General features: G+C 65.1%; 18 protein-coding genes. 6 read left to right on the top strand and 12 right to left on the bottom strand.

Annotation, left to right across the window (positions count from 1 at the left end; all coding sequences use genetic code 11):
- Positions 1-38 precede the first annotated feature (38 nt).
- From HGK27_RS28510 to HGK27_RS28520, 3 genes are all read left to right on the top strand, one after another.
- Complete coding sequence (locus HGK27_RS28510) at positions 39-2,573, top strand: TonB-dependent receptor domain-containing protein (RefSeq protein ID WP_206244170.1); 2,535 nt, start codon at positions 39-41, stop codon at positions 2,571-2,573.
- A 157-nt stretch (positions 2,574-2,730) separates the two neighbouring features.
- Complete coding sequence (locus tag HGK27_RS28515; protein WP_206244171.1) at positions 2,731-5,052, top strand: TonB-dependent receptor; 2,322 nt, start codon at positions 2,731-2,733, stop codon at positions 5,050-5,052.
- 11 nt (positions 5,053-5,063) lie between these two features.
- Entirely contained in the window at positions 5,064-6,392 is a 1,329-nt protein-coding gene (locus tag HGK27_RS28520; RefSeq protein WP_206244172.1) for an amidohydrolase, read from the top strand.
- Positions 6,393-6,431: 39 nt separating this feature from the next.
- Here HGK27_RS28520 and HGK27_RS28525 read toward each other — a convergent pair whose 3' ends face one another.
- On the bottom strand, positions 6,432-7,682 hold the full coding sequence (locus HGK27_RS28525; RefSeq protein WP_206244173.1) for a spinster family MFS transporter: 1,251 nt from the start codon (positions 7,680-7,682) through the stop codon (positions 6,432-6,434).
- A 103-nt stretch (positions 7,683-7,785) separates the two neighbouring features.
- Here HGK27_RS28525 and HGK27_RS28530 point away from each other — a divergent pair, with 103 nt between their 5' ends.
- The gene (locus HGK27_RS28530; RefSeq protein ID WP_206244174.1) at positions 7,786-8,415 is read left to right on the top strand and encodes a TetR/AcrR family transcriptional regulator; all 630 of its coding nucleotides are present in this window, start codon (positions 7,786-7,788) and stop codon (positions 8,413-8,415) included.
- Positions 8,412-9,269: an alpha/beta fold hydrolase gene (locus HGK27_RS28535; protein WP_206244175.1), complete on the top strand. Its 858-nt coding sequence runs from the start codon at positions 8,412-8,414 to the stop codon at positions 9,267-9,269. Before HGK27_RS28530 ends, HGK27_RS28535 begins: the two co-directional genes overlap by 4 nt.
- 2 nt (positions 9,270-9,271) lie before the next feature.
- Here the strand turns inward: HGK27_RS28535 and HGK27_RS28540 are convergent, their stop codons facing one another.
- Both HGK27_RS28540 and HGK27_RS28545 read right to left on the bottom strand, forming a co-directional pair.
- On the bottom strand, positions 9,272-9,739 hold the full coding sequence (locus tag HGK27_RS28540; RefSeq protein ID WP_206244176.1) for a hypothetical protein: 468 nt from the start codon (positions 9,737-9,739) through the stop codon (positions 9,272-9,274).
- A 60-nt stretch (positions 9,740-9,799) separates the two neighbouring features.
- Positions 9,800-12,109, bottom strand: coding sequence for a TonB-dependent receptor (locus HGK27_RS28545; protein ID WP_241127564.1), 2,310 nt, complete (start codon positions 12,107-12,109; stop codon positions 9,800-9,802).
- Between the two features lie 292 nt (positions 12,110-12,401).
- Here HGK27_RS28545 and HGK27_RS28550 point away from each other — a divergent pair, with 292 nt between their 5' ends.
- The gene (locus tag HGK27_RS28550; protein ID WP_206244177.1) at positions 12,402-13,565 is read left to right on the top strand and encodes a winged helix-turn-helix domain-containing protein; all 1,164 of its coding nucleotides are present in this window, start codon (positions 12,402-12,404) and stop codon (positions 13,563-13,565) included.
- A 7-nt stretch (positions 13,566-13,572) separates the two neighbouring features.
- Here the strand turns inward: HGK27_RS28550 and HGK27_RS28555 are convergent, their stop codons facing one another.
- From HGK27_RS28555 to HGK27_RS28595, 9 genes are all read right to left on the bottom strand, one after another.
- Positions 13,573-14,013 (bottom strand): PaaI family thioesterase, encoded by a 441-nt coding sequence (locus HGK27_RS28555; protein WP_206244178.1) that lies wholly within the window; start codon positions 14,011-14,013, stop codon positions 13,573-13,575.
- Entirely contained in the window at positions 14,010-14,942 is a 933-nt protein-coding gene (locus HGK27_RS28560) for an electron transfer flavoprotein subunit alpha/FixB family protein (protein ID WP_206244179.1), read from the bottom strand. The genes HGK27_RS28555 and HGK27_RS28560 overlap by 4 nt, the downstream gene beginning before the upstream one ends.
- 1 nt (position 14,943) lies before the next feature.
- On the bottom strand, positions 14,944-15,690 hold the full coding sequence (locus HGK27_RS28565; RefSeq protein ID WP_206244180.1) for an electron transfer flavoprotein subunit beta/FixA family protein: 747 nt from the start codon (positions 15,688-15,690) through the stop codon (positions 14,944-14,946).
- 17 nt (positions 15,691-15,707) lie between these two features.
- A complete protein-coding gene (locus tag HGK27_RS28570) occupies positions 15,708-16,886 on the bottom strand; it encodes an acetyl-CoA C-acyltransferase family protein (protein WP_407674713.1) in 1,179 nt (392 codons plus the stop codon).
- A 16-nt stretch (positions 16,887-16,902) separates the two neighbouring features.
- Positions 16,903-18,966 carry a 3-hydroxyacyl-CoA dehydrogenase NAD-binding domain-containing protein gene (locus HGK27_RS28575; protein ID WP_206244182.1) on the bottom strand — a complete coding sequence of 688 codons (2,064 nt, stop codon included), beginning with the start codon at positions 18,964-18,966 and terminating at the stop codon, positions 16,903-16,905.
- A gap of 18 nt (positions 18,967-18,984) precedes the next feature.
- Positions 18,985-20,721 (bottom strand): acyl-CoA dehydrogenase C-terminal domain-containing protein, encoded by a 1,737-nt coding sequence (locus tag HGK27_RS28580; protein ID WP_206244183.1) that lies wholly within the window; start codon positions 20,719-20,721, stop codon positions 18,985-18,987.
- 94 nt (positions 20,722-20,815) lie between these two features.
- A complete protein-coding gene (locus HGK27_RS28585; RefSeq protein ID WP_206245607.1) occupies positions 20,816-21,421 on the bottom strand; it encodes a TetR/AcrR family transcriptional regulator in 606 nt (201 codons plus the stop codon).
- A gap of 79 nt (positions 21,422-21,500) precedes the next feature.
- Positions 21,501-22,175: a GntR family transcriptional regulator gene (locus tag HGK27_RS28590; protein WP_206244184.1), complete on the bottom strand. Its 675-nt coding sequence runs from the start codon at positions 22,173-22,175 to the stop codon at positions 21,501-21,503.
- 93 nt (positions 22,176-22,268) lie between these two features.
- On the bottom strand, positions 22,269-23,192 hold the full coding sequence (locus HGK27_RS28595) for a BKACE family enzyme (protein ID WP_206244185.1): 924 nt from the start codon (positions 23,190-23,192) through the stop codon (positions 22,269-22,271).
- Positions 23,193-23,211: the final 19 nt, after the last annotated feature.

Genomic DNA, 23,211 nt, shown 5'->3' on the forward strand with positions numbered 1-23,211 from the left:
TGTTCAGGCCTTTTAGCTTTTGGCACTGTTAGCAGCCCATGCGTTTTTTGACCACCCGATCCCTTTTGCTGCGCGGCATGCTTGCCGCGGCGATGATCGGTGGCGGTGGCTGGCATGCGTCGCCCGCGCTGGCCGGGGGGCAAAGTCCGTCGGTCCGGATCGATGGAGGGTCTCTGGCCGATGCCCTGCGGCATGTCGCGCGCGAGACGCAGACCACGATCCTTTTCACGCCGGCTCTGGTGGCGGGGCGAGGCGCCGGGCGCCAGCATCTGAAAGGTGATGCGTCCGCGATGCTGCGCCAACTGCTGGCGGGCACCGGGCTGCGGGTGCGGATCATCAGTGCCCATGCGCTGCTGATCGAAGCCGCACCCTTGCGCCCGCCGCATCCCCCTGTCCAACCCTTGCCGCCTGCCACCATCGCCTCGGGCGATATCATGGTGACGGCCATGCGCCGCCCGACGCGTCTGGCCGATACGCCGGTCAGCATGATCGCGGTGACTGGCGACGAACTGGAGCGTAGCCGGGCTACCGGCATGCAGGCGCTGGCCGCGCTGGCCCCCAGCCTGACCCTGACGGCCATGGGCGCGGGGATGAACCGCCTGTCCCTGCGCGGCGTCTATGCCGCCGGGGAGCCGACGGTGGGGCTCTATTACGGCTCTGTGCCGGTGGCCGGGCCGGGCGGCTCGACCACCGATCCCGGCCTGATGACGCCCGATCTGATGCTGGTGGATGTTGACCGGGTGGAGGTTCTGCGCGGACCTCAGGGCACGCTGTTCGGCACGAATTCTCTGGCCGGTACGGTACGCATCCTGTTCAAACAGCCCGATCTGGTCAGGCGCGAGGGCGCGGTAACGGCCTCCACCGCGCTGACCGAGGGCGGCGGCCCCGGCGGGTCCCTGACGGCGGTGGCCAACATCCCCCTGCTGGCCGACCGGCTGGCCCTGCGCGCTGTGGCGTGGAGCGAGACCAGAGGCGGGGTGATCGACAACCCCGGCCTCGGCCGCTCCAACATCGACCGTCAGACGCGCAGCGGCGGTCGGCTGGCCCTGCGCTGGCAGGCCGCACCGCAATGGCGGCTCGATCTGACGGGGGCCTATCAGGCGGGCCGCATCGCGGATGCTGCCAATGCCACGGTGGGCGCCGGGCTGGACCAGTCTTTGGCACAGGCCCGCATCCCCTTCACCGACCGCCTGTGGCTGGGCAGCGCGGAGGTGAACGGCACGATCGGGGGGCTTCAGCTCAATCTGTCGCTGGCGCATTTTGACTGGGCGCCGGATCGCTGGCTGGATTTCTCGGCTTCGGAAAGCAGCCATCGCGGGGATGCTGTGGCTTGCACCGCGTGGATTCATCAGGGCGCTTGTTCCGCGCAGGACATGGGAGCCTTCGCCTCTTATGTCGACAGCCAGACCCCCGCCGTGCTGGAGCAGCCCTTCACCGTGCGGGTGAACAGTGCGGAGATGCGCCTTTCGGGCAGCGGGCGGCTGACATGGCTGCTTGGCGCCTTTCTGAGCCGCCGCCATGATGCGGGCAGCAGCACCGCTCTGCCGGTCGATCCGGGCAGCGGGCTGGTGGTGGAAGGAACGCCGCCCACCGCCACGCGGAGCTTTGAGACCAGCCTTGATGAATTCGCTCTGTTTGGTGACGGCAGTTGGCACTTGCGGCCCTGGCTGACGCTCTCGGCAGGGGGGCGCTATTTCGATTATCGGCGGCAGGCTGCTGGGTTCGTGGCGATCCCTAACCCCATCACCGGGCCCTTTGCCGCCACCTCCTTTCAGGAGACCTATCGCGCGGATGGAGCGGTGGGCCGCGCCCGGATCGAACTACGCCCTCATCAGCGCCTGCTGATCTTCGGCCAGATATCGAGCGGCTTTCGCCCCGGCGGGATCAATGTGGTGCCGGGGCTCGATCCGGCGCTGGCGGCCTATCGCGACGACCGCCTGACCAGCTGGGAAGGGGGAGGGCGCCTGCGCCTCCATGGCGACAGGTTGCGCATCGATGTCGCGGCCTATCATCAGCTGTGGTCGCGGATGCAATATGCGGCCACCACCACCGATGGCAGCTATTCCTTCATCACCAACATCGGCAGCGCGCGGATCGATGGCGGTGAGATTTCGCTCAACTGGCAGCCCGGGCGGCATCTGCTGGCGCGACTGGATGCCACGCTGACCGACGCCCGGCTGGCCAGCGATCAGGTCAATGCCATTGCCGTCACACCGGGCAAGCGGGGGGACCGGCTGCCCAATGTGGCGCCGCTGGCCGCCAGTTTCGAACTCGCCTGGGATCATGCCGTGGCGCGAAATCTGGTGCTGCTGGCCTCGCTCAACGCCCATTATGCCGGGCGCGCCTATGACAGTTTTCGCGGCAGCGCGGATGGGCCGCGTCAGGCGATGGGTGACAATGCCACGCTGGATGTTGATCTGGGTCTGCGCCGGGGCCCCTCGCAGATTGACCTCTTCGTGCAGAATCTGGCCGACAGCCGGGCGATCATCTGGACCGGGCGCGGGCTGAGCACGGACTCGCTGCAACGCGCCCGCCCGCGCAGCATCGGCCTGTCTTTGCGCCATAATTTCTGACGCTTCGGGCGCTCTTCAAAAAAAGTGCAAAAAATTTGTCATGTGCGGTGAGGGGCTTTTGCGCGCCCGCGTCATGGGTTCGGGCAGCCGGGGAAGGATGCTGCCGAGGGACGGATGACCGACAGGTCAGGTGACAAAAGACATAGGGGACCCCATCGTGACAAGAACAGCTTCTCGCTTTGCGCGCCTGATGCGCGGCGGTATGACAGGCGCGGGCCTGCTGAGCGGCGCCATGTTGCTGAGCGCTTCGGCCAGCGCGCAGGAGACCACGCCGCCTGCGGGCGATCCGCAGCAAGCCTCGGTTCCCGGCGATATTGTGGTGACGGCGCTGCATCGCGCCTCCACCGTGCAGACCACGCCGCTCAGCATTGCGGCGCTGTCGGGCGATACGCTGGCCAAGACCGGCGCGACCCAGCTGGCCGATTATTTCCGTCAGGTGCCCAACCTCAACGTCACCTCGGCGCAGGGCGGTTCGAGCCGCATCAGCATTCGCGGCGTGAATGCGGCGGGTGAGGCCACCGTGGGTCTCTATTACGATGAAACGCCGGTCACCGGGCCTTCGGGCACCACGCAGGATTCGGGCGGTGTCGCCGCCGACATGAACCTCTTCGATGTGGAGCGTGTGGAGGTGCTGCGCGGGCCGCAGGGCACGCTCTATGGTTCAAGCTCGATGGCGGGAACGTTGCGGATCATCTTCAACAAGCCGAATTCCAAAAAGTATGAGGCCGCCACCGAAGAGCAGGTGTCCACGACTGCCCATGGCTCGATGGGATACTTCGTCAAGGGCATGGTCAATGCGCCGATCATCAGCGACAGACTGGCCGTGCGCGTGGTCGGCTATTACGAAAAGCGCCCCGGCTGGATCGACAATGTGCTGTTCGGCACCAAGAACATCAATGACAGCTCCAATTGGGGTGTCCGCGGGCTGATCGGCTATACGCCGGATGACAAGACGACGATCATCGGCACCGTCTCCTATCAGAAGTCCAGCGCCAAGGATCAGCAGGGCTGGTATCCTTCCGTCGGCCTCTACCAGACCAATTCGCCCACGCAGCTGCCCTTTGACAGCAAGATGCAGCTCTACAATCTGAAGGGCGACCGCGCTCTGGGCTTCGCCACGCTGACGGCGACGGCCAGCTATTACAAATATCAGTTCCTGCGCGCCTATGACTTCACGCCCAGCACGCAGGCCTATGCCAATTCCACCGCCGCCTGCCCGACTTACTACGGCCAGTCGACCGCCTGCACCGCCGCGCAGTTCAGCGCTTATCGCAGCAATGGCCTCGCCCAGCTTCCGGCCATCGGCTATCAGCCCGCCTATGTGCGCTCGCAGAATTACGAGGTTCGCCTTGCCTCTGACGACCATATGCCTGCCTGGCTGCAATGGACGGTGGGTGCCTATTACGAAAAGCGCCACGATCATATCGACAGCCAGACCGTCAGCGCCGATCCTTCGACAGGTGCCGTCTATCAGCCGCTGCGCTATTTCTCCTACCGCTATGTCGAGACCGATGAGCGGCAGGTCGCCGGTTTTGGCGAAGTGGCCATCAAGCCCTTGCCGGGCCTGACGATCACCGGCGGCGCGCGTTATTACGACTATCAGAAGACCACCAGCGGCCAGTCCTATCTGGGCAGCGTCTACACCGGCAGCATTGCCGCGCCCTACAGCGCGGTGCAGGCCTCGGCCAATGGCTGGCTGGAAAAGGCCAACATCAGCTACAGATTTACGCCGCGCATCATGGCCTATGCCACGGCGTCGAAGGGTTTCCGTCCGGGCGGGGCGAACAACATTCCGGTGCTGCCCGCCAATCTGTTGGCCTATAAGGCCGACAGCCTGTGGAATTATGAAATCGGCCTGAAATCCAGCTGGCTGGACAATCGCCTGATCCTCAATGGCGCCATCTTCGATGTGGAATGGAGCAACATGCAGACCTCGGCGCGCACCGCCGACGGGCTCTATTCCTTCCTCACCAATGCGGGCAAGGCGCGCATTCGCGGCGGCGAGGTGGACATCACCGCCAAGCCGATGCGCGGCATCACGCTGACCGGCGCGGCGGGCTATTCCGATGCGCGTCTGACGCAGGACCAGTCCAATGCGGCGGTGCTGGTGACGGCCTCGACCGGCAAGGCGGGCGATCTGATCCCCAACACGCCGGCCTGGACGGCGTCGTCCTCGGCCTCCTATGACTGGGCGATCAGTTCAGCGCTGAACGGCATGATCCGGGCCGACTTTGCCTACACCGGCGCAATGCAGTCGACCTTCCGCGTCACCGACCCCTATTACACCGCCTATGGCAATTACGCGACGGTGAACCTGCGCGCCGGTGTCGAGAAGGACCGCTGGGGCGTCTACATCTTCTGCCAGAATGTGGGTGACAAGGTCGGCAATGTCGGCGTCAGCAATGGCTATGGCTACACCGGCCTCACCTATTCGATCCAGCCCCGCACGGTGGGCATCAATCTTCATGTCGGCATTTAAGGATGACTTCCATGCGTAAGACCATGCTTCTGCTTGCTGCCGCTCTGGTGGCTTCGCCTGCCTGTGCCCAGACGTTCGATGCCGTCGCCGCCAAGGCCCGCATCGATGCCAGCCTCGACAAGAATTATCCCGAACTGGATGCGCTCTACAAGGACATCCACAGCCACCCCGAAGTCGGCTTTCAGGAGGAACGCACGGCTGCCCTGCTGGCCGCCAAAATGCGCAAACTGGGCTTCACCGTCACCGAACATGTCGGCAAGACCGGCGTGGTGGCGATCTACAAGAATGGCCCCGGCCCGGTGGTGATGGTGCGTACCGAACTCGACGCTCTGCCGATGGAGGAAAAGACCGGTCTGCCCTATGCCAGCAAGGCGCAGCAGACGGTGGACGGCAAGCTGACCTACACCGATCACGCCTGCGGGCATGACAGCCATATGGCCTGGTGGGTGGGCACGGCTCAGGCGCTGCTGGCGATGAAGGACCAGTGGCACGGCACGCTGATGTTCATCGGCCAGCCTGCCGAGGAGATCATTTCCGGCGCCAAGGCCATGCTGGACGATGGGCTTTTCACCAAATTCCCCAAGCCCGATTATGCCTTTGCCGCCCATGTCGGGCCGACGCCGCTGGGTGAGGTGTCGGTCAAGCAGGGCGTGGTGACCTCGGCCTCGGACACGCTGGCGGTGACCTTCCATGGCGTGGGCGCGCATGGCTCGATGCCCGACAAGAGCATCGACCCCGTGGTGATGGGCGCGCGTTTCGTGGAGGACATCCAGACCGTTATCAGCCGCCAGAAAGATCCGCAGAAGTTCGGCGTGGTGACGGTGGGCGCCTTCCAGGCAGGCACGGTGGCCAACATCATTCCTGATCATGCCGATCTGCAACTCTCGCTGCGCTCCTTCGATCCCGATGTGCGCAAGCTGCTGAACGAGGGCGTGGCCACCACGGCCAAGGCGGTGGCGGATATGTCGCATGCTGCGGCGCCCGATGTGGTGCATAAATATGGCACGGCCTCGGTGCTGAACGACGATGCGCTGGCGGCCAGGGCGGCAGGCGTGTTGGGCGCGGCGATGGGCGCGGGCAAGGTCAAGCTGGAGCCTGCCACCAAGCCGGGCGGCACGGGCAGCGAGGATTATTCCGAATTCGTCGCGGCGGGTGTGACGAAATCGGTGTTCTTCGGCGTGGGCGGCACCGATCCCAAGATGATCGAGGCCTATAAGGCGCAGGGCAAGCCGCTGCCGGTGAACCATTCGCCCTTCTTCGCGCCGGTGCCTGAACCGGCCATCCGCGCCGGGACCGAAACGCTGGCTCTGGCCGTGCTGATGGTGACGGCCAAGCCCTGAGCGGGGCGGTGGGTTGCCATGCCTATGGCAGCCCGCCGGTCAGGCGACCCATTCGCGGGCCAGATGGCGGCCTCCCGCGATCATCAGTACGGCGGCCAGCAGATAAAAGCCCAGCCCCATCACAATGGCATGGCGCAGCGCATCCTGTCCGAAGGACGGGGTCAGCAGATCGGAGAGCTTGCCGATCGTCAGCGAGCCCAGCCCCACCCCGATCAGATTGTTGATCAGCAGAAAGCTGGCCGAGGCGGTGCCGCGCATCGGGGCGGGCACCAGATGCTGCACCGCCGTCAGCACCGGCCCCAGCCAGAGATAGACCAGCGCCTGAGGCAGCAGGAACCACCAGAAGGCGGCCTGCGCCGACCCCGAATAGAGCCCGCCCGCAAACAGCGGCACGCCGATCACGAAGGAGACGGCGGGCAGAAAGGCGAAGGCCGCGCGGTTGCGCCTGCCCAGCCAGTCGGCCAGCACGCCGCCGGCCATCACGCCCACCGTGCCGCCGATCAGCAGCAGCAGGCCGAAGAAATGCGAGGTCTCGACCAGCCCCAGCCCAAAGGAGCGCCGCATCAGCGAGGGCAGCCAGAAGGCCAGCCCATAGCCCATCATCGAGCAGGAGGCCGCACCGAAAGAGAGGAACCAGAAGCTGCGCTTGCCTGCCAGAATGGTCAGTACGGTGCGCAAAGCCGGGGCTTCTGCGGCGGACGGGCGGCGCGGATCGCGCACGAACCATGCGAATAGCGGCGTGAACGCCAGCCCTGCCAGACCCACCGCCAGAAAGGCCGCGCGCCAGTTGACCGCCGCCGCCACATAGCCGCCCAGCAGAATGCCCGCTGCCGAGCCCAGCGGAATCCCCAGCGAATAGATGGCCAGCGCCCGCGCGCGTTGGTGCGGCGGGAAGGTGTCGGAGATCAGGGCGTAGGAGGGGGCCACGCCGCCCGCCTCGCCCACGCCGACGCCAAGGCGGCACAGGAACATCGTGCCGAAGCCCGAAACCATGCCGCACAGGGCGGTGAAGGCGCTCCACACACCCAGCGAGGCCGCGATTACGGGCGTGCGCCCCTTGCGGTCGCCCAGCCAGGCCAGCGGCAGGCCCATGGTGGAATAGAGCAGCGCAAAGGCAAAACCGCCCAGCGCGCCCAGCTGCGTATCGGAAAGGTTCAGCTCGGCCTTGATAGGGGTAGCAAGAATGCCGAAAATCTGCCGGTCGATAAAGTTGAAGGTGTAGACCACCAGCAGCATCGCCAGCACGAAGGACGGGCGCAAGGGTCGGGGGGCGGCAGTCTGGCCTTGCATCACGTTCTCCCTGAAGCCCGGGCGCGGGTTTTCTTGCGCTTGGGCATGTTTCAGGCATATTAGTGAAAAATGAATCATGATTCAAATTAGAAAGATAAGAGCGATGCCCCAGAGCAGCCCAACGGGTGGCGCAAGCAGCAACGGAAAAGTGCCCAAGACCGAGCGTGGCCGCCGCACTTTGCGCGCGTTGCTGAATGCGGCCGCGCTGGAATTCGGCGAAAAGGGCTTTCACGATGCTGCCATCAGCCAGATCACGGCCCGGGCGGGGGTGGCGGCGGGCAGCTTCTACGTCTATTTCGACAGCAAGGAGGCGATCTTCACCGCTCTGGTGAAGGATATGTCGATGCAGGTACGCGATTACGTTGCGCCGCGCATTGCGGATGCGCCGGACCAGCTGGCGGCGGAAAAGGCGGGGCAGGCGGCCTATCTCGATTTCGTGCGTGAGCACCGCGAGATTTACCGCATCATTGATGAGTCCGAATTCGTCGATCCGGCCTCCTACCGCGAACATTACACCAATTCGGCCAACCGCATCGCCGCCCGCCTGCAGGCCGCGATGGAGCGCGGCGAGATCGCGCCGGGCAATGCCGAGGTCCGCGCCTGGGCGCTGATGGGCATCAACGTCTTTCTGGGCCTGCGCTTCGGCGTGTGGAGCGATGACGACACCAGCGACGTGCTGGCCGATGCCGGGCGCTTCATCGCCGAAGGGCTCGCCCCCAGGAGCAAGCCATGAGCGGCTGGCAACCCCGCCTCTGGACCGCCGCCGATGGGCTGACGCTGTTCGGGCGGGACTATGCCGCCGCTGAGGGCGAGGCCCGCCTGCCGGTGGTCTGCCTGCATGGGCTGACGCGCAACAGCCGTGATTTCGAAACCCTCGCGCCATGGCTGGCGGCGCGGCAGCGGCGGGTGCTGGCGCTGGATATGCGCGGGCGCGGGCATTCGGCGCGCGATCCTCAGCAGCGCTATGATCTGGCCACCTATGTCGAGGATGTTGTTGCCTTGCTGGCGCGGCTCGGGATCGCGCGGGCGCAGTTCGTCGGCACCTCGATGGGCGGGCTGATCACCGTGGAGCTGGCCACGCATGATCCTGCTCTGGTGGCGGGCGCCGTGATCAACGATATCGGGCCGCAATTGGCGCCGCAGGGGCTGGCGCGCATCGCCGGCTATGTCGGCAAAGGCGGGGCGCTGCCGGACTGGCAAGCGGCGGCGCAGGCTTGCGCGGCGCTCAACGCCGATGTCTTTCCCCATTACGGCGCGGCGGAGTGGCTGGCGATGGCCCGTCGCCTGTTTCGCGAGCAGGACGGGCAGATCATCGCCGATTACGATCCGGCGATTGCCGATGCCCTGACCCGCATCGTAACGGACCCCGACCCATGGGGCAAATGGCACCGCTTTGCCGATGCGCGCCCCGTGCTGGTGCTGCGCGGCACACGCACCGATCTGCTGGAGCAGTCCGTGGCGGAGGCGATGGTTCAGGGCCACCCGGAGGCAAGGCTGGCTCTGGTGGACGGCATCGGCCATGCCCCGATGATGGATGAGCCCGATGCGGCAGCGGCGCTCGAAGGTTTCTTTGCCGAGGTTGATTAGCGCTATCGCGTGGCGAGAAAGCGCACCAGCGACATGGTCAACGCGAAGGTGAAGGGGTAGCCGAAGCGGGCGATTGTCCCGCGATTGCGCTCCCCTTGATTACGCCATTGCCCGATCGCGGCCATCACGCAGCTGACGCTCACGGGAATGGCGATCAGGCCGATCTCGCGCAGATGCTGGTTGGCGATTAACGATCTGGGCAGGAGCATCAGGCTGATGCCTCCGGCGATTGCCCCCCACAAGGCGAAGCCGATCGTGGCGACAATCGGATGTTTGGCGATTTTCAGAGGTTCGGACAGCGCTTCGCCACCGGCCTCGCCAAGGATTTCGACAAGAAGTTCGAAGAGAAGCGGGATCAGGAATTCGCCCAGAAAGGGCAGGATGACATCAACGAGAAGTTCCATGGTGGTGCCGCGATCATGCCCTTGACTGAGGGCATGATAACAACCCTGTTTCCAGAACAAAATCAAATATCAATATGACTTCGGCAAGGCGGGCGCGGTGATGCCTGTCACCGCGCCCGGCGTCTGTTAGAAGTTCATCGTCACTGTGCCGAAGACCTGGCGCGGATTGCCCCAATAGGTGGTCAGCACGCCTTCCTTGCCCAGAGTCGGGATCAGCGTGCCTTGCGGCGTGTAAGTCAGGGCGCCCGTTGTGGCATTGGCGGCGACATAGGTATAGCCCGAGGTCTTGTAGCGCTTGTCGGCCAGATTCTTGCCATAGATGCCCAAGGTCCAGCGGCCGCCGGGTGCGCGATAGACCAGACTGGCATCGAACAGCGCATAGGCGGGCTGGTCGAGATAGGGGTTGGGGATCTCGAACTGATAGGTCGTGCTCTTCCACGACATGCCGCCCGTCAGATCCAGCGATCCCTTGGGCACCGGCAGCGCCAGCGTGGCGGAGGCATTGCCGTTCCACGCGGGCGTGTTCTGCACCTTGCGATAGGCGGCCACATCCACCGGCGCATTGTTGATCAGCGTAATGTATTTCAGATATTTGGCGTCGATATAACCCAGCGAGCCATTCAGCGTCAGCATGCCCAGCTTGAAATGGCCCTCGGCCTCCACGCCCTGCATCCGCGCCTTGCCCGCATTGGAGACCACACCACAGAAGCTGGGCAGGCCCGAAACCGTGCAGGCCACCGAACCCGGGATCTGCACATCGGTATAATCCATGCGGAAGGCGGCGAGGTTCAGCGCCAGCTTGCGATCAAGCAGGCGGGTTTTCACGCCCACTTCGTAATTGTTGACCTTCTCGGGCCGGAAGCTGAGGAAGTCGCCTTGGGTCTCGCCCGGGGGCGCATTCACGCCTACTCCGCGCGGGTCGAAACCGCCGCCCTTGAAGCCCTGCGAATAGCTGACATAGATCGTGTTGTCGGTGTTGGGCCGCCAGTTGATCGAGGCGCGGGGGGTGAATTTGGTGTAGGTGGCATTGCCGAAGAAATTGGTGCTGGGCGCACCGAAGGGAATGCCCGCGCCGCCGAAGGTGGGCGATCCGCCGCCCAGATAGTTCTGGCGCAGGATCGTCGCGCCGCGCTTGTCCCAGGTGTAGCGCCCGCCGGCTTCAAGGCTGATATGGTCGGTCACATCATAGGTCAGATTGGCGAAACCGGCCATGGTGTCGGTGATGATGTTGGCATCGGTATAGGCGGTCAGGCCCGGCACGGTGGTGAAGAGGCGGACGTCAAACTGGGTCAGCGCCGTGGCATGCAGGTAATAGAAGCCCGCCATGCCGTTGAAGCGGCCTTTCGAGACCAGAACCTGCAGTTCCTGACTCAGCTGACGATTGCGGTAATAGGCCGGAACATCGACATCCTGCGACGCCGTGGCATCGAAATCGATGGGCGAGGCCGAATCATCCTTGCGATAGGCGGTGATCGAGCGAAGAGTCAGCCCGTCGACCGGCTTGGCCTCCAGAAACAGTGACCAGCCCCAGGCCTTCACATCCTGCTTCGGGCTGGTGAGCCCGGCCAGCGTGTCGAACACATTGGGCAGCACCGGCGCGCCGGTCAGCTGGCCCGGGATCTCGCGATGGCCGCCGCGCGGGTTGGACATGTCATGCGTGTAATCGCCGGTCATGCGGGCGAAGATCTTGTCGCCATGCACTTCAATCGTGCCGCGCCCGGCGATGATATCCTTGTTGTAATTGTCCTGACCGGTGGTCAGATCCTTGCCGAAACCGCCGCGCGTCAGCCGCGCGAAAGAGCCGCCCACACGCACCAGCCCGTTCTTGTCCACCGGCGTGCTGGCGGTGATCACGCCATCGGCCTGATTGTAGCTGCCATAGGTGCCTCGCAGCTGGACATGCGGCTTATCGTCCAGCTTCTTTGTCACATATTTGATCGCGCCGCCGATGGTGTTGCGGCCATAGAGCGTGCCCTGCGGCCCGCGCAAAACCTCAACGCGTTCAACATCATAGATGTCGAGAACGGCGGCCTGCGGGCGGTTGAGATAGATGTCATCCAGATAGATGCCCACGCCCTGCTCGAAGCCGGAGACCGGGTCCTGCTGGCCCACGCCGCGGATAAAGGCCGAGAGGGTGGAGTTGGTCCCGCGCGAAGGTTCCAGCGTGACGTTGGGCACTTCATCGGCCAGATCGGTGATGTCCATCGCGCCCTTGGCGGCCAGCTGGTCGCCGGTGAAGGCGGTGATGGCGATGGGCACAGAACTCAGCGTTTCGCTGCGGCGGCGGGCGGTGACGATGATGTCGTCATTGCTCACGGAAGGCGCGGATTTGGGAGCATCCTGCGCCATGACGGGCGACGAAAGCACCCCCAGCGCGACAGTCGAGAGCAGGAAGGCGTAGATCGGGCGTGGGGTGTTGCGTGCGGTCGGTGCCATGGTCCTCTCCTTGCGCGGCGATCTTGGTGTGCCAGCGTCATGGCGGGACAATATTGAAACATGAACCGAGTTTCAACTTTGAAGTGTATCAAAAGCAAAAACAGCGGGGACAAGTTGCCGGCGAGCATGATCAGGCGGAGGAATGATGATCCGTAAAGCTGACACATCTGTTTGAAAACATGCCTGAACCATGCTGATCCCGTCGCATGGCGCAACCGCCCTGCCGGTGCCCTCTATCGCGCGCGATGATCCGGCTTTATGGCTGCCTATCGCTTCTTTGCTGTGAGCTTCGATGAAGATTGAGAAGATCGGATTGCCGCAGGCGCGCCGTATCGCGCTGGCGGCTCAAGGTTTCGGTGCAAGGCAGCCGGACGCGCCCGGCAGCAGCCATCTGCAGCGCGTGATCGACCGGGTGCAACTGCACCAGATCGACAGCGTCAATGTGCTGACCCGGGCGCATTACCTCCCGGCGTTTTCCCGTCTGGGCGCTTATGACACAGCCGATCTCGATCGGTTGGCCTGGGGTGCGCCACGTCAGCGCAAGCTTTTCGAATATTGGGCGCATGAGGCCTCCCTGCTGCCCTTCGACATGCACCCTCTATTACGCTGGCGGATGGCGCGCGCCGATCGGGGCGAAACCGGATGGAGCGGCATGCGTCCCTATGCCGGTGAACGTCGCGCGGAAGCGATGGCGGTGCTGGAGCGCATCCGCAGCGAAGGGCCGATGGCCGCCTCGGATTTCGACGCGCACAAGGGGCAGTCAGGCTGGTGGGAATGGAGCGATATCAAGTGCACGCTCGAATGGCTGTTCTGGGCCGGGCATATCACCACCACCACACGCCGCCGCGCCTTCGAGCGGGTCTATGATCTGCCGGAGCGGGTGCTGCCTGCCGCAGTTCTGTCTACCGCCACGCCCCCGGAAGACGAGGCCCATCGCGCCCTGATCGAGCGCGCCGCCCGCGCCCATGGCATTGCGACGGAGAAGGAGTTGCGCGATTACTTCCGCCAGTCGCCGGAGCAGGCCCGCCCCGCCATCACGGCGCTCGCCGAAGAGGGCGTGCTGATCCCGGTGGCGGTGGAGGGCTGGCGGCATGCCTGGTTGCACCGCGATGCCAGGCAGCCGCGCCGGGTGGAAGCGCGCGCCCTTCTGGCACCGTTCGACCCCCTGATCTGGGAACGCGACCGCACGGAGCGGCTGTTCGGCTTTCGCTACCGCATCGAAATCTACGTGCCGGCGGAGAAGCGGGTCCATGGCTATTACGTGCTGCCCTTTTTGCTGGGCGACCGGCTGGTGGCCCGCGTCGATCTCAAGGCCGACAGGACCGAGGGGCAGCTTTTGGCGCGCGCGGTCCATCTGGAGCCGGATGCGCCCGCTCACACCCGCGATGCTCTGGCCGAGGCATTACAATCTATGGCCGGATGGTTGGGGTTGGATAGGGTCCATCACGATGGCTGAGCATGCATCATTGGCCCTGTGACCGGCCTGCAGTGGATTGCACGATCAATGTCGAGGTGGCTGTCGCCAGATCGCGTCCGGCCCTGTCGCGGATCACGCCTTCGGTGAACAACAATTGTCGGCCCGCCTTTTGCACGCGCCCCACTAGCGTCAAAGGCCCGGATGTGATCTCGATCTTGCGCAGGTAGGAGGTCTTCAACTCCGCCGTCAGGGAGAATGTGGCCTCGGGCATCAGCGTGCCGCCCGCCAGACCGCAGGCGCAATCCAGCAAAGCGGCGATATAGCCGCCATGCATCACCCCCAGCCTGTTGCGGAACATCGCCTGAGGATCGGCCTGCAGGGTGATCTCCCCCGCTGCCACGGCGATCAGCCTCAGGCCGAGCAAGCGGCTCATCGGCGCTTCCAGATGCTCTTCAAGCAGCGCCATGGCGGCGGGGGAGATTGTCATGACAGGCTGCCTGTCAGGGCAGGCACGGCCTCGAACAGATCGGCCACCAGAGCGATATCGGCGATCTGGAAGATCGGTGCCTCTTCATCCCTGTTGATGGCCACGATGGTCTTGCTGTCCTTCATGCCAGCCAGATGCTGGATCGCCCCGGAAATGCCGACAGCGATATAGACCTCGGGCGCCACGATCTTGCCGGTCTGGCCCACCTGATAATCATTGGGCACATAGCCTGCATCCACCGCCGCGCGCGATGCGCCCACGGCGGCGCCCAGCCTGTCGGCCAGCGGGAACAGCAGCTGTTCGAAGGTCGGTGCATCCTTCAGCGCCCGCCCGCCCGAGACCACCACACGCGCGCTCGTCAGTTCGGGGCGTTCGCTTTTGGCGACTTCTGCGCTCACGAAGCTGGACTGGCCGATATCGCCCGTGGTGCTGACGGCTTCGATCCGGGCCGACCCGCCGTCCCCTGCTTTGGCGAAACCCGTGCCGCGCACGGTGATCACCAGCCTGGGGTCGGCGCTTTCCACCGTGGCGATGGCATTGCCGGCATAGATCGGACGGGTGAAACGCCTTGGCCCCTCGACGCTGAGGATTTCTGAAATCTGCGCCACATCCAGCAGGGCCGCCACACGCGGCGCGATGTTCTTGCCGGTGGTGGTGGCGGGCGCCAGAAAGGCGTTGTAACCCGCCATCAGCGCGACGATCAAGGGCGTCACATTCTCCGCCAGACCATGGGCATAGGCGGCATCCTGCGCCACCAACACCGTCGCCACCCCAGCCATGGAGGCCGCCGCCTGCGCCACGCCATCGACGCCGGACCCGGCCACCAGCACATGCACCGTGCCCAGCTGCGCGGCGGCGGTAACGGCGCTGCGCGTGGCATCTTTCAACAGGGCTCCATCATGCTCGGCCCACACCAACACCTGCGCCATCCTATGCGACTCCCAATTCCCTGAGTTTGACCAGCAGCCCATCGACATTGGCCACCCTGATCCCGGCCCCGCGCACCGCAGGCTCTGCCACCTTCAGCGTGGTGAGGCGGGGTGTGACGTCCACACCGTAATCCCGGGGTGTCCTGATGGCCAAAGGCTTGGACTTGGCCTTCATGATCCCCGGCAGGCTGGCATAGCGCGGCTCGTTCAAACGCAGATCGGTGGTGACGATGGCGGGCAGGGCAAGGCGCAGGGTTTCCAGCCCGCCATCCACCTCACGCGTCACCAGCACATGCTCGCCCTCGACCACGAGCTTGCTGGCAAAGGTCCCCTGAGGGCGGCCCAGCAACGCGGCCAGCATCTGGCCCACCTGATTGCTGTCATCATCGATGGCCTGCTTGCCCAGCAGGATCAGATCCGGGGCTTCATCATCGGCGATCACCTGCAGGATCTTGGCCACGCCCAGCGGCTCGACCTCCGTGTCGGATTGCACCAGAATGGCCCGATCCGCGCCCATCGCCAGCGCCGTGCGCAACACATCCTGCGCCTTGGCGGGGCCGACCGAGACCGCCACCACCTCGCTGGCGATGCCCTGTTCCTTCAGCCGCACCGCTTCCTCGACGGCGATCTCGTCGAAGGGGTTGAGGCTCATCTTGGCATTGGCCAGATCCACGCCCGAGCCATCCGCCTTCACCCGTGGCTTCACATTGTAATCAAGCACCCGCTTGACCGGCACCATGATCTTCATGACCTTGCCTTTCCTGCTTATACCGCTTCGACAATCAGCGCGATGCCCTGACCGCCGCCGATGCACATGGTGGCCAGACCATAGCGGCCACCGATGCGATGCAGCTCATGCACCAGCTTGGTGGCGAGGATGGCGCCGGTCGCGCCGATGGGATGGCCCAGCGAAATGCCGCTGCCATTGGGGTTCACCTTGGCCGGATCGAAGCCGAGCTCGCGCGAGACGGCGCAGGCCTGCGCGGCAAAGGCCTCATTGGATTCGATGACATCCATATCGCTCACACTCAGCCCGGCCCTGGCCAGGGCATTGCGCGTGGCGGGCACGGGGCCGATGCCCATATGCGAGGGCTCCACCCCGGCATGGCCATAAGCGACGATCCGCGCCAGCGGCTTGAGCCCGCGTGCCTTCACCGAAGCCTCGCTGGCCAGCACCACGGCCCCCGCGCCATCGTTGATGCCGCTGGCATTGCCGGCGGTGACGGTGCCGTCCTTGCGGAACACCGGCTTCAGCCGCGCAAAATCCTCCGCTGCAGCATCGTGGCGGACATATTCGTCGGTGTCGAAGACCGTCACGCCTTTACGGCTTTTGATCTCCACCGGCACGATCTGGCTGGCGAAATAGCCTTCCTTGATGGCCCGCGCGGCGCGCTGCTGGCTTTCCAGCGCCAGCGCATCCTGATCCTCGCGCGAGATGCCATAGCGCTCGGCGACGTTCTCGGCGGTGACGCCCATATGGATGCTCTCGAAGGGGTCGGTCAGCGCGCCGACCAGCCCGTCGACCAGCGCGGCATCGCCCATCTTCTGGCCCCAGCGCAGGGCGGGGGCGAAGTAGGGCGCGCGGCTCATCACCTCCACACCCGCGCCGATGGCCAGATCATGGTCGCCCAGCATGATCGACTGCGCCGCCGAGACCACCGCCTGAAGCCCCGATCCGCACAGGCGGTTGACGGTATGGGCCGGGCTTTCCTTGGGGAGGCCCGCGCCAATGGCGGCGATGCGCGCGGCATAGGCGTCGCGCGGCATTGTGTGGATCACATTGCCCAGCACGAAATTGCCGATGTCCTCGCCCTGCAGGCCCGCGCGCGCGATGGCGGCGCGGGAGATCAGGGCGGCCAGTTCGCCCGGCTGCTGGTCTTTCAGCGCACCACCAAAGCTGCCGATGGCGGCGCGTGCCGCCGCAACGATATAAACTGCCGTCATCATACTCTCCTGAATTTTATGCGTTGAGCGTCGAGAATGCGGCGCCTTTGGCCGCCATGGTGTCGATCAGCGGGGCCGGTTCCCAGGCCCAGCCGTTGCGCCCCGTCGCCAGCGCCGCGATCCGCCGGGCGAGGTCAGGTGCGCCAATCCGATCGGCCTGAAACAGCGGCCCGCCGCGTTCCCGCGCGAAGCCGTAACCGTGAAGGAACACCATATCGACATCGACCGGGCGATAGGCGATCCCTTCGCCCACGATCCGCAATCCCTCGTTGATCAGGGCGAGCAGGCAGCGCTCGACGATCTCTTCATCGCTGATGGCGCGGCGGGGCAGGCCGATCTCGGCGGAATAGGCAAGGATGAGGTTTTCGATCTCGGGATCGGGCGAGGGCGTGCGGCCATCGGCATAGCGATAGATGCCCTTGCCGGTCTTTTGCCCGAAGCGGCCCAGCGCGCAGATGCGGTCGATCACGCGGGAATAGGGGCGGTCGGGCTGCTCCACCGCGCGGCGCTGGCGGATGGCCCAGCCGATGTCCTGCCCCACCAGATCCATCGTGCGGCAGGGGCCCATGGCAAAGCCCCATTGCTCCAGCGCGGCGTCGATCTGCTGGGGCAGGGCGCCTTCCTCCAGCAGGAACCACACCTGCCGCAGATATTCCTCGAACATGCGGTTGCCGATAAAGCCGTCACACACGCCCGAGACGACCGAGACCTTGCCCAGCCTTTTGCCCAGCGCCATGGCGGTGGCCAGCACATCGGGCGCGGTTTTCGCTCCGCGCACCACCTCCAGCAGGCGCATGATGTTGGCGGGCGAGAAGAAATGCAGGCCGACAACGCGCGAGGGATCGGCCACGGCCTGCGCGATCAGATCGAGATCGAGCGTGGAGGTGTTGCTGGCCAGAATGGCATCGGGGCGAACGACGGCCTCGGCGGCCTGCAGCACGGCGGTCTTGACCGCCATCTCCTCGAACACCGCCTCGATGACCAGATCGACAGGGGCCAAAGCCGCATAGGCTGTGGCCCCGGTGAAGCGGGCCAGCCGGGCGTCGGCCTCATCGGCGCTGATGCGGCCTTTGTCGACATCGCGGGCAAGGGTCTTACCGATGGTGTTCTGGGCGCGGGCCAGCGCGTCATCCTTCAGCTCGACCATGGTCACGGCCAGACCGGCGTTCAGCAAGGCGATGGCAATGCCGGTGCCCATGGTGCCGCCGCCGATCACGCCCACGGTTTCGATGGCGCGCAGCGGCAGATCGCGCGGCAGGCCGGGGATGCGGGCGACCTGACGTTCACCCAGAAAGGCATGACGCAGCGCGCCCGACGCCTCGCTGACCAGCAGGGCGGCAAAGGCTCCGGCCTCATAGGCGAGGCCGGCGGCGAGATCGGGGGTGATCTGTTCCACGCAGTCGATGATGGCGGCAGGCGCGTGGCTGAGGCCGGGGCGCAGGCCTTCGCGGGCGTCCGCCACGGCCTGCGTGAGGTCTGAGGAGGGCGGAAGATCGCCGGTTCGGCGCAAGGGCAAGGCTGCGCTTGCGGCCAGTGCGAGCGCGGCGGCCACAACATCGCCGTCGGTCATGCCGTCGATCAGGCCCGATGCCTGCGCCAGCTTTGCCGAGACCGGCTTGCCCAGCAGCATCATCGCCAGCGCCGGACCAGCGCCGATCAGCCGGGGCAGGCGCTGCGTGCCGCCCGCACCGGGCAGCAGGCCCAGCGTCACCTCGGGCAGGCCCAGCTTTGCCGCCTGATGCGCCAGCCGGTGATGGCAGGCCAGCGCCAGTTCCAGCCCGCCGCCCAGAGCCGCGCCATGGATGGCGGCGATTACGGGCTTGGGGGATTGCTCCAGCTGTTCGATCAGGTCGCGCAGATCGTCGGCGGTGCCGCCAGTGTCGAATTCGGCGATATCGGCCCCGCCGCAGAAGAATTTGCCGGCGCCGGTCAGCACGATGGCGCGGCAATCGGGATCGTTCAGCGCGGCGGTCAGGGCTTCGTGCAGCGCCTTGATATGGGCGGAGGACAGCGCATTGACCGCGCCATTCTCCATGGTCAGCAGCAGGGTGGCGCCGTGGCGCGTGGTGGTGACGCTCATGATGAAATCCTCAAGCGATCAGAAGGCGTCGGCGGGCAGGGCGAACAGCGAGGCCGAGCCTGAAGCCAGCGCTGCGGCGAGCCCCTCGGTCTGGGGCAGCACGCGCTGGGCGTAGAAGCTGGCCAGGGCGCGTTTGGCCTGATGCTGGGGTGTGTCGCCCGGCGCGGTGGCCATGCGGACCCACATCCAGCCCAAAGCCACCAGCGCGAAGAGGCGCAGATAATCCACCGCCGCGCCGCCGCTCTGGTCGATGTCCGCGCCTTTCAGCGCCTGTGTGGCGTTGCGCAGCAGGGCCAGAGCTTTGGTTACGGCCTCCGCGACGGGTGCGGCCTCGCCAGAGGCCTTGGCCAGATCGGCCTCGATCAGCGCGAAGAAGCTTTCAACCACCGCGCCGCCGTTGAGGCCCAGCTTGCGGCCCACAAGGTCCATCGCCTGCACGCCATTGGTGCCCTCGTAAATCTGGGCGATGCGGGCGTCGCGGACGAATTGCTCCATGCCCCATTCGCGGATGTAGCCATGGCCGCCAAAGACCTGCTGCGCCTGCACCGTGGCCTCAAAGCCGAGATCGGTGAAGCCCGCCTTGACCACCGGGGTCAGCAGAGCGACCAGCGCATCGGACCTGGCGCGTTCGCTGGCATCGGGGTGGCGATGGGCGCGGTCGAGATGCAGCGCGGTCCATCCGGCCAGCGCCCGGCCTGCCTCGACAAAGCTGCGCACGCCCAGCAGCATGCGGCGCACATCGGCATGCTCGATGATGGCGACAGGGCCGCGCGTGCCATCGGCGCTGCGCCCCTGCAGGCGGTCACGCGCATAGGCAGCGGCTTGGCTGTAGGCGCCGCCCGCCAAGCCCAGCCCCTGAATGCCCACCATCAACCTTTCGGCATTCATCATGGTGAACATGGCGGCCAGACCCTTGTTGGCCTCGCCCACCAGCCAGCCTACGGCGCCATCATAATTCATCACGCAGGTGGGCTGGCCGTGGATGCCCATCTTCTTTTCCAGCGCGCCCACCGAGAGCGTGTTGCGCACAGTGTGGCCGCCAGCGTCGTCAGGCAGGAATTTGGGCACGAGGAACAGGCTGATGCCCTTCACCCCCGGCGGGGCATCGGGCAGGCGCGCCAGCACCAGATGCACCACATTGCCGCCAAAATCATGATCGCCCGAGGAGATGAAAATCTTCGTGCCGGTGATGGCGAAACGGTCCTCACCCAAAGGCACGGCCTTGGTCTTGAGCAGGGCCAGATCGGTGCCGGCGCCGCTTTCGGTCAGGGCCATGGCGCCGGTCCATGCGCCGCTGGTGAGGTGCGGCAGATAGGTGGATTTGAGGCCTTCGCTGGCATGGGCAGCGATGGCCTCGGCGGCGCCGCGCGTCAGGCCGGGAAACAGGCCGAAAGCCATGTTGGTGGCCGACAGCATTTCGTCCTGCCAGAGCTGGAGGATGAAGGGCAGGCCCTGACCGCCATAGGCCGGATCGGCGGCGAGCGAGGTCCAGCCGGCTTCGGTGAAATCGCGCCAGGCGGCGGCGAAACCGGGCGGGGTGGTGACCGCGCCATCCTTGAGCGTGCTGCCATGCTCATCGCCTTCACGGTTGAGCGGGGCGAGGCGTTCGGCGCAGTAGCGGCCCGCTTCTTCCAGCACGGCTTCGGCCAGCGTGGCGTCCACATCGAGGCCCAGCTCTCCCATGGCCTCGTCGAAGCCGAGGACCTCATTCAGCAGGAAGCGGTAGTCTTCGATGGGGGCTTGATAGGCGTGCATGGTTGTTCCTCCCGATTGTGATGGGATGACTATACCAAACACTTGTTACACTCAAGGGCTGAGTGCGTTTACGCTGCAAATCGGGTCTGAAGGATCAGTTGTGTTTGAAGATCTGTGCGATCTGGCGCCCGATATCCGCCGGGCTCAAACGGCCCGGGCGATACCAGTTCGATGCGGAATTGAGCTGCGACAACAAAGCGTTGCGATAGATCGAGCGGTCGATGCCCTCGGGCAGGGGCAGGGCTTCGATCAGCGTGCGGAACAGCCCCTCGAAGGCATCGCGCCGTGCCACCAGTTTGAGCCGCGTGGGCTGAGGCACCTCCCGGAAATCGTTCATCATCGGCAGGGTGAGCGAATCGGGTGCCAGCTGGATCTGGGCCAGCGTGACACAGGCCGCCTCCAGCCGATCCCACGGGTCGGTAAAGCCCGCTATATCCGCTTCGATCCGCCGCTGCGCCGCATCGAGCGCCGCATTGTGCAGCTCGACGAAGAGCACGTCCTTCGATTTGATATGATGGTACAGCGAGCCGCCGAGCATGCCTGCCTGCTCGCCGATGTCACGCATCGAGGTGCCGCGATAGCCCTTTTGCGCGAACAATTGCGCTGCGATTTCAACCACCTGCCGCCTGCGTTCCGAGCCCTTGATTTCAAGATCGATGTCAGGGTTGGGCAGGGTGTGTTTGGGCGGCTGGCTGGTCATCATGCTTCCGGTCGAGGCTTGCGGAATCCCCCTTTAGGCCATGATGGCAAAGGAAATCCACAAGGCGCGTCGATCCGGCTCAGTTGGCGGCGATGATCAGCTCTGTGGTCAGGCGGATATGCTCGGTCATGGTCGCCACCAGATTGTCGGCATCGCGGGCCAGCGCGTAATCGGCGATCTTCTGATGCTCGTCGGCCACGTCGCGCTTGCCTTCGCCAAAGGCGGAGAGGATGCGATAGCGTTCGGACTGCTCGTAAAGTTGGCCATGCAGCGCCAGCAACCGGCGGCTGTCACAGGCGCTGACCAATGCGGCGTGGAATTCGGCATGGCGCGTCACCCAATCGGCGATGCTCACCCCGTCACGCAGTTGAGGCTCAGGCTGGGGCATGGCGCGCAAGCGATGCGCCGCCGCAAGGATGCGGACCTCCCAATCGACATCGCCGTGCGCCACACTGCGGCGCAGCGCGATGGCTTCGATCTCGCAGCGCAGATCGGTCAGGTCGCGCAGATCCTCCATCGAGAGCGGCGCGACACTGAAGCCGCGCTGATCGCGCGAAATCACCCATTGTTCGGGGACCAGCCGTGACAAAGCCTCGCGCACGGCGCCGGTCGCGACTTTCAATTCCTCGGCAAGATCCTGAATTTTCAGCTTCTTGCCGGGAAGATGCACGCCCGCGATGATGTCATTGCGGATCGCCTCATAGGCCAGGCTGGTCTGGCTTCTGGGGGCATCATTCAGGGTCGTCTCGATCATTGCCGCAGTCCATAGCATTTTTGCCTCACAGGCGATGCCATACACGCCGACAGGATGGAAAATATATTTTCTGTCGGCGTGTATGGTTTATCGTCAGAATTGCACCTGATCTCCGCCCTTCAGCGAAAGGATCGCGCGGGCTTCATCGGGCGTGGCCACCTCATGGCCCAGCCCTTCGATGATCTGGCGCACCTGCGTGACCTGAGCGGCATTGCTCTGCGCCAGCTGGCCCTTGCCCAGCCACAGCGAGTCCTCCAGCCCCACGCGGACATGCGCGCCCATCGCCGCGCCCATGGCGGCGACCTTCATCTGCGCCGCCCCCGCACCCAGCACCGACCAGTTGTAGGCGTCGCCAAACAGGCGGTCGGCGGTGCGCTTCATATGCAGCACTTCGTCCGGGTGAGCGCCGATGCCGCCCAGCAGGCCGAAGACGGTCTGGATAAACAGCGGCGCCTTCACCAGACCTTCGCGCCAGAAGTAATGCAGATTGTGCAGATGGGCGGTGTCATAGCATTCGAACTCATACCGCGTGCCCGTGGCGTTGAGCTTTTCGAGGCAATAGCGGATGTCGCGATAGGTGTTGCGGAAGATGAAATCGTCGCTGGCCTCCAGCATGGCCGGTTCCCAGGCATGCTTGAAATCCTTGAAGCGCTTGAGCATCGGGAACAGGCCGAAATTCATCGATCCCATGTTCATGCTGGCCACTTCCGGCTGCCAGTGCGTGGCAGGGCCGACGCGCTCTTCAACGGTCATGCCCGGCGCGCCGCCGGTGGTGATGTTGCAGACCACGCCGCTGCGCTGCTTGATGCTGCGCAGGATCGGCTCGAAAGCCTCGACGCGCTGGTCCGGGCGGCCATCCTCGGGATTGCGGGCGTGGAGATGGACGATGGCGGCGCCGGCCTCTGCGGCCTCGACGGCGGAATCCGCGATCTCCTGCGCGGTGACCGGCAGATAGGGCGACATGGAGGGGGTGTGAATGCCGCCGGTGATGGCGCAGGTGATGATAACCTTGCTCATGATAGGCTCCGAAATTTTT

Origin of the sequence: Novosphingobium terrae (assembly GCF_017163935.1) — a bacterium.
Taxonomy (GTDB): Bacteria; Pseudomonadota; Alphaproteobacteria; order Sphingomonadales; family Sphingomonadaceae; genus Novosphingobium; species Novosphingobium terrae.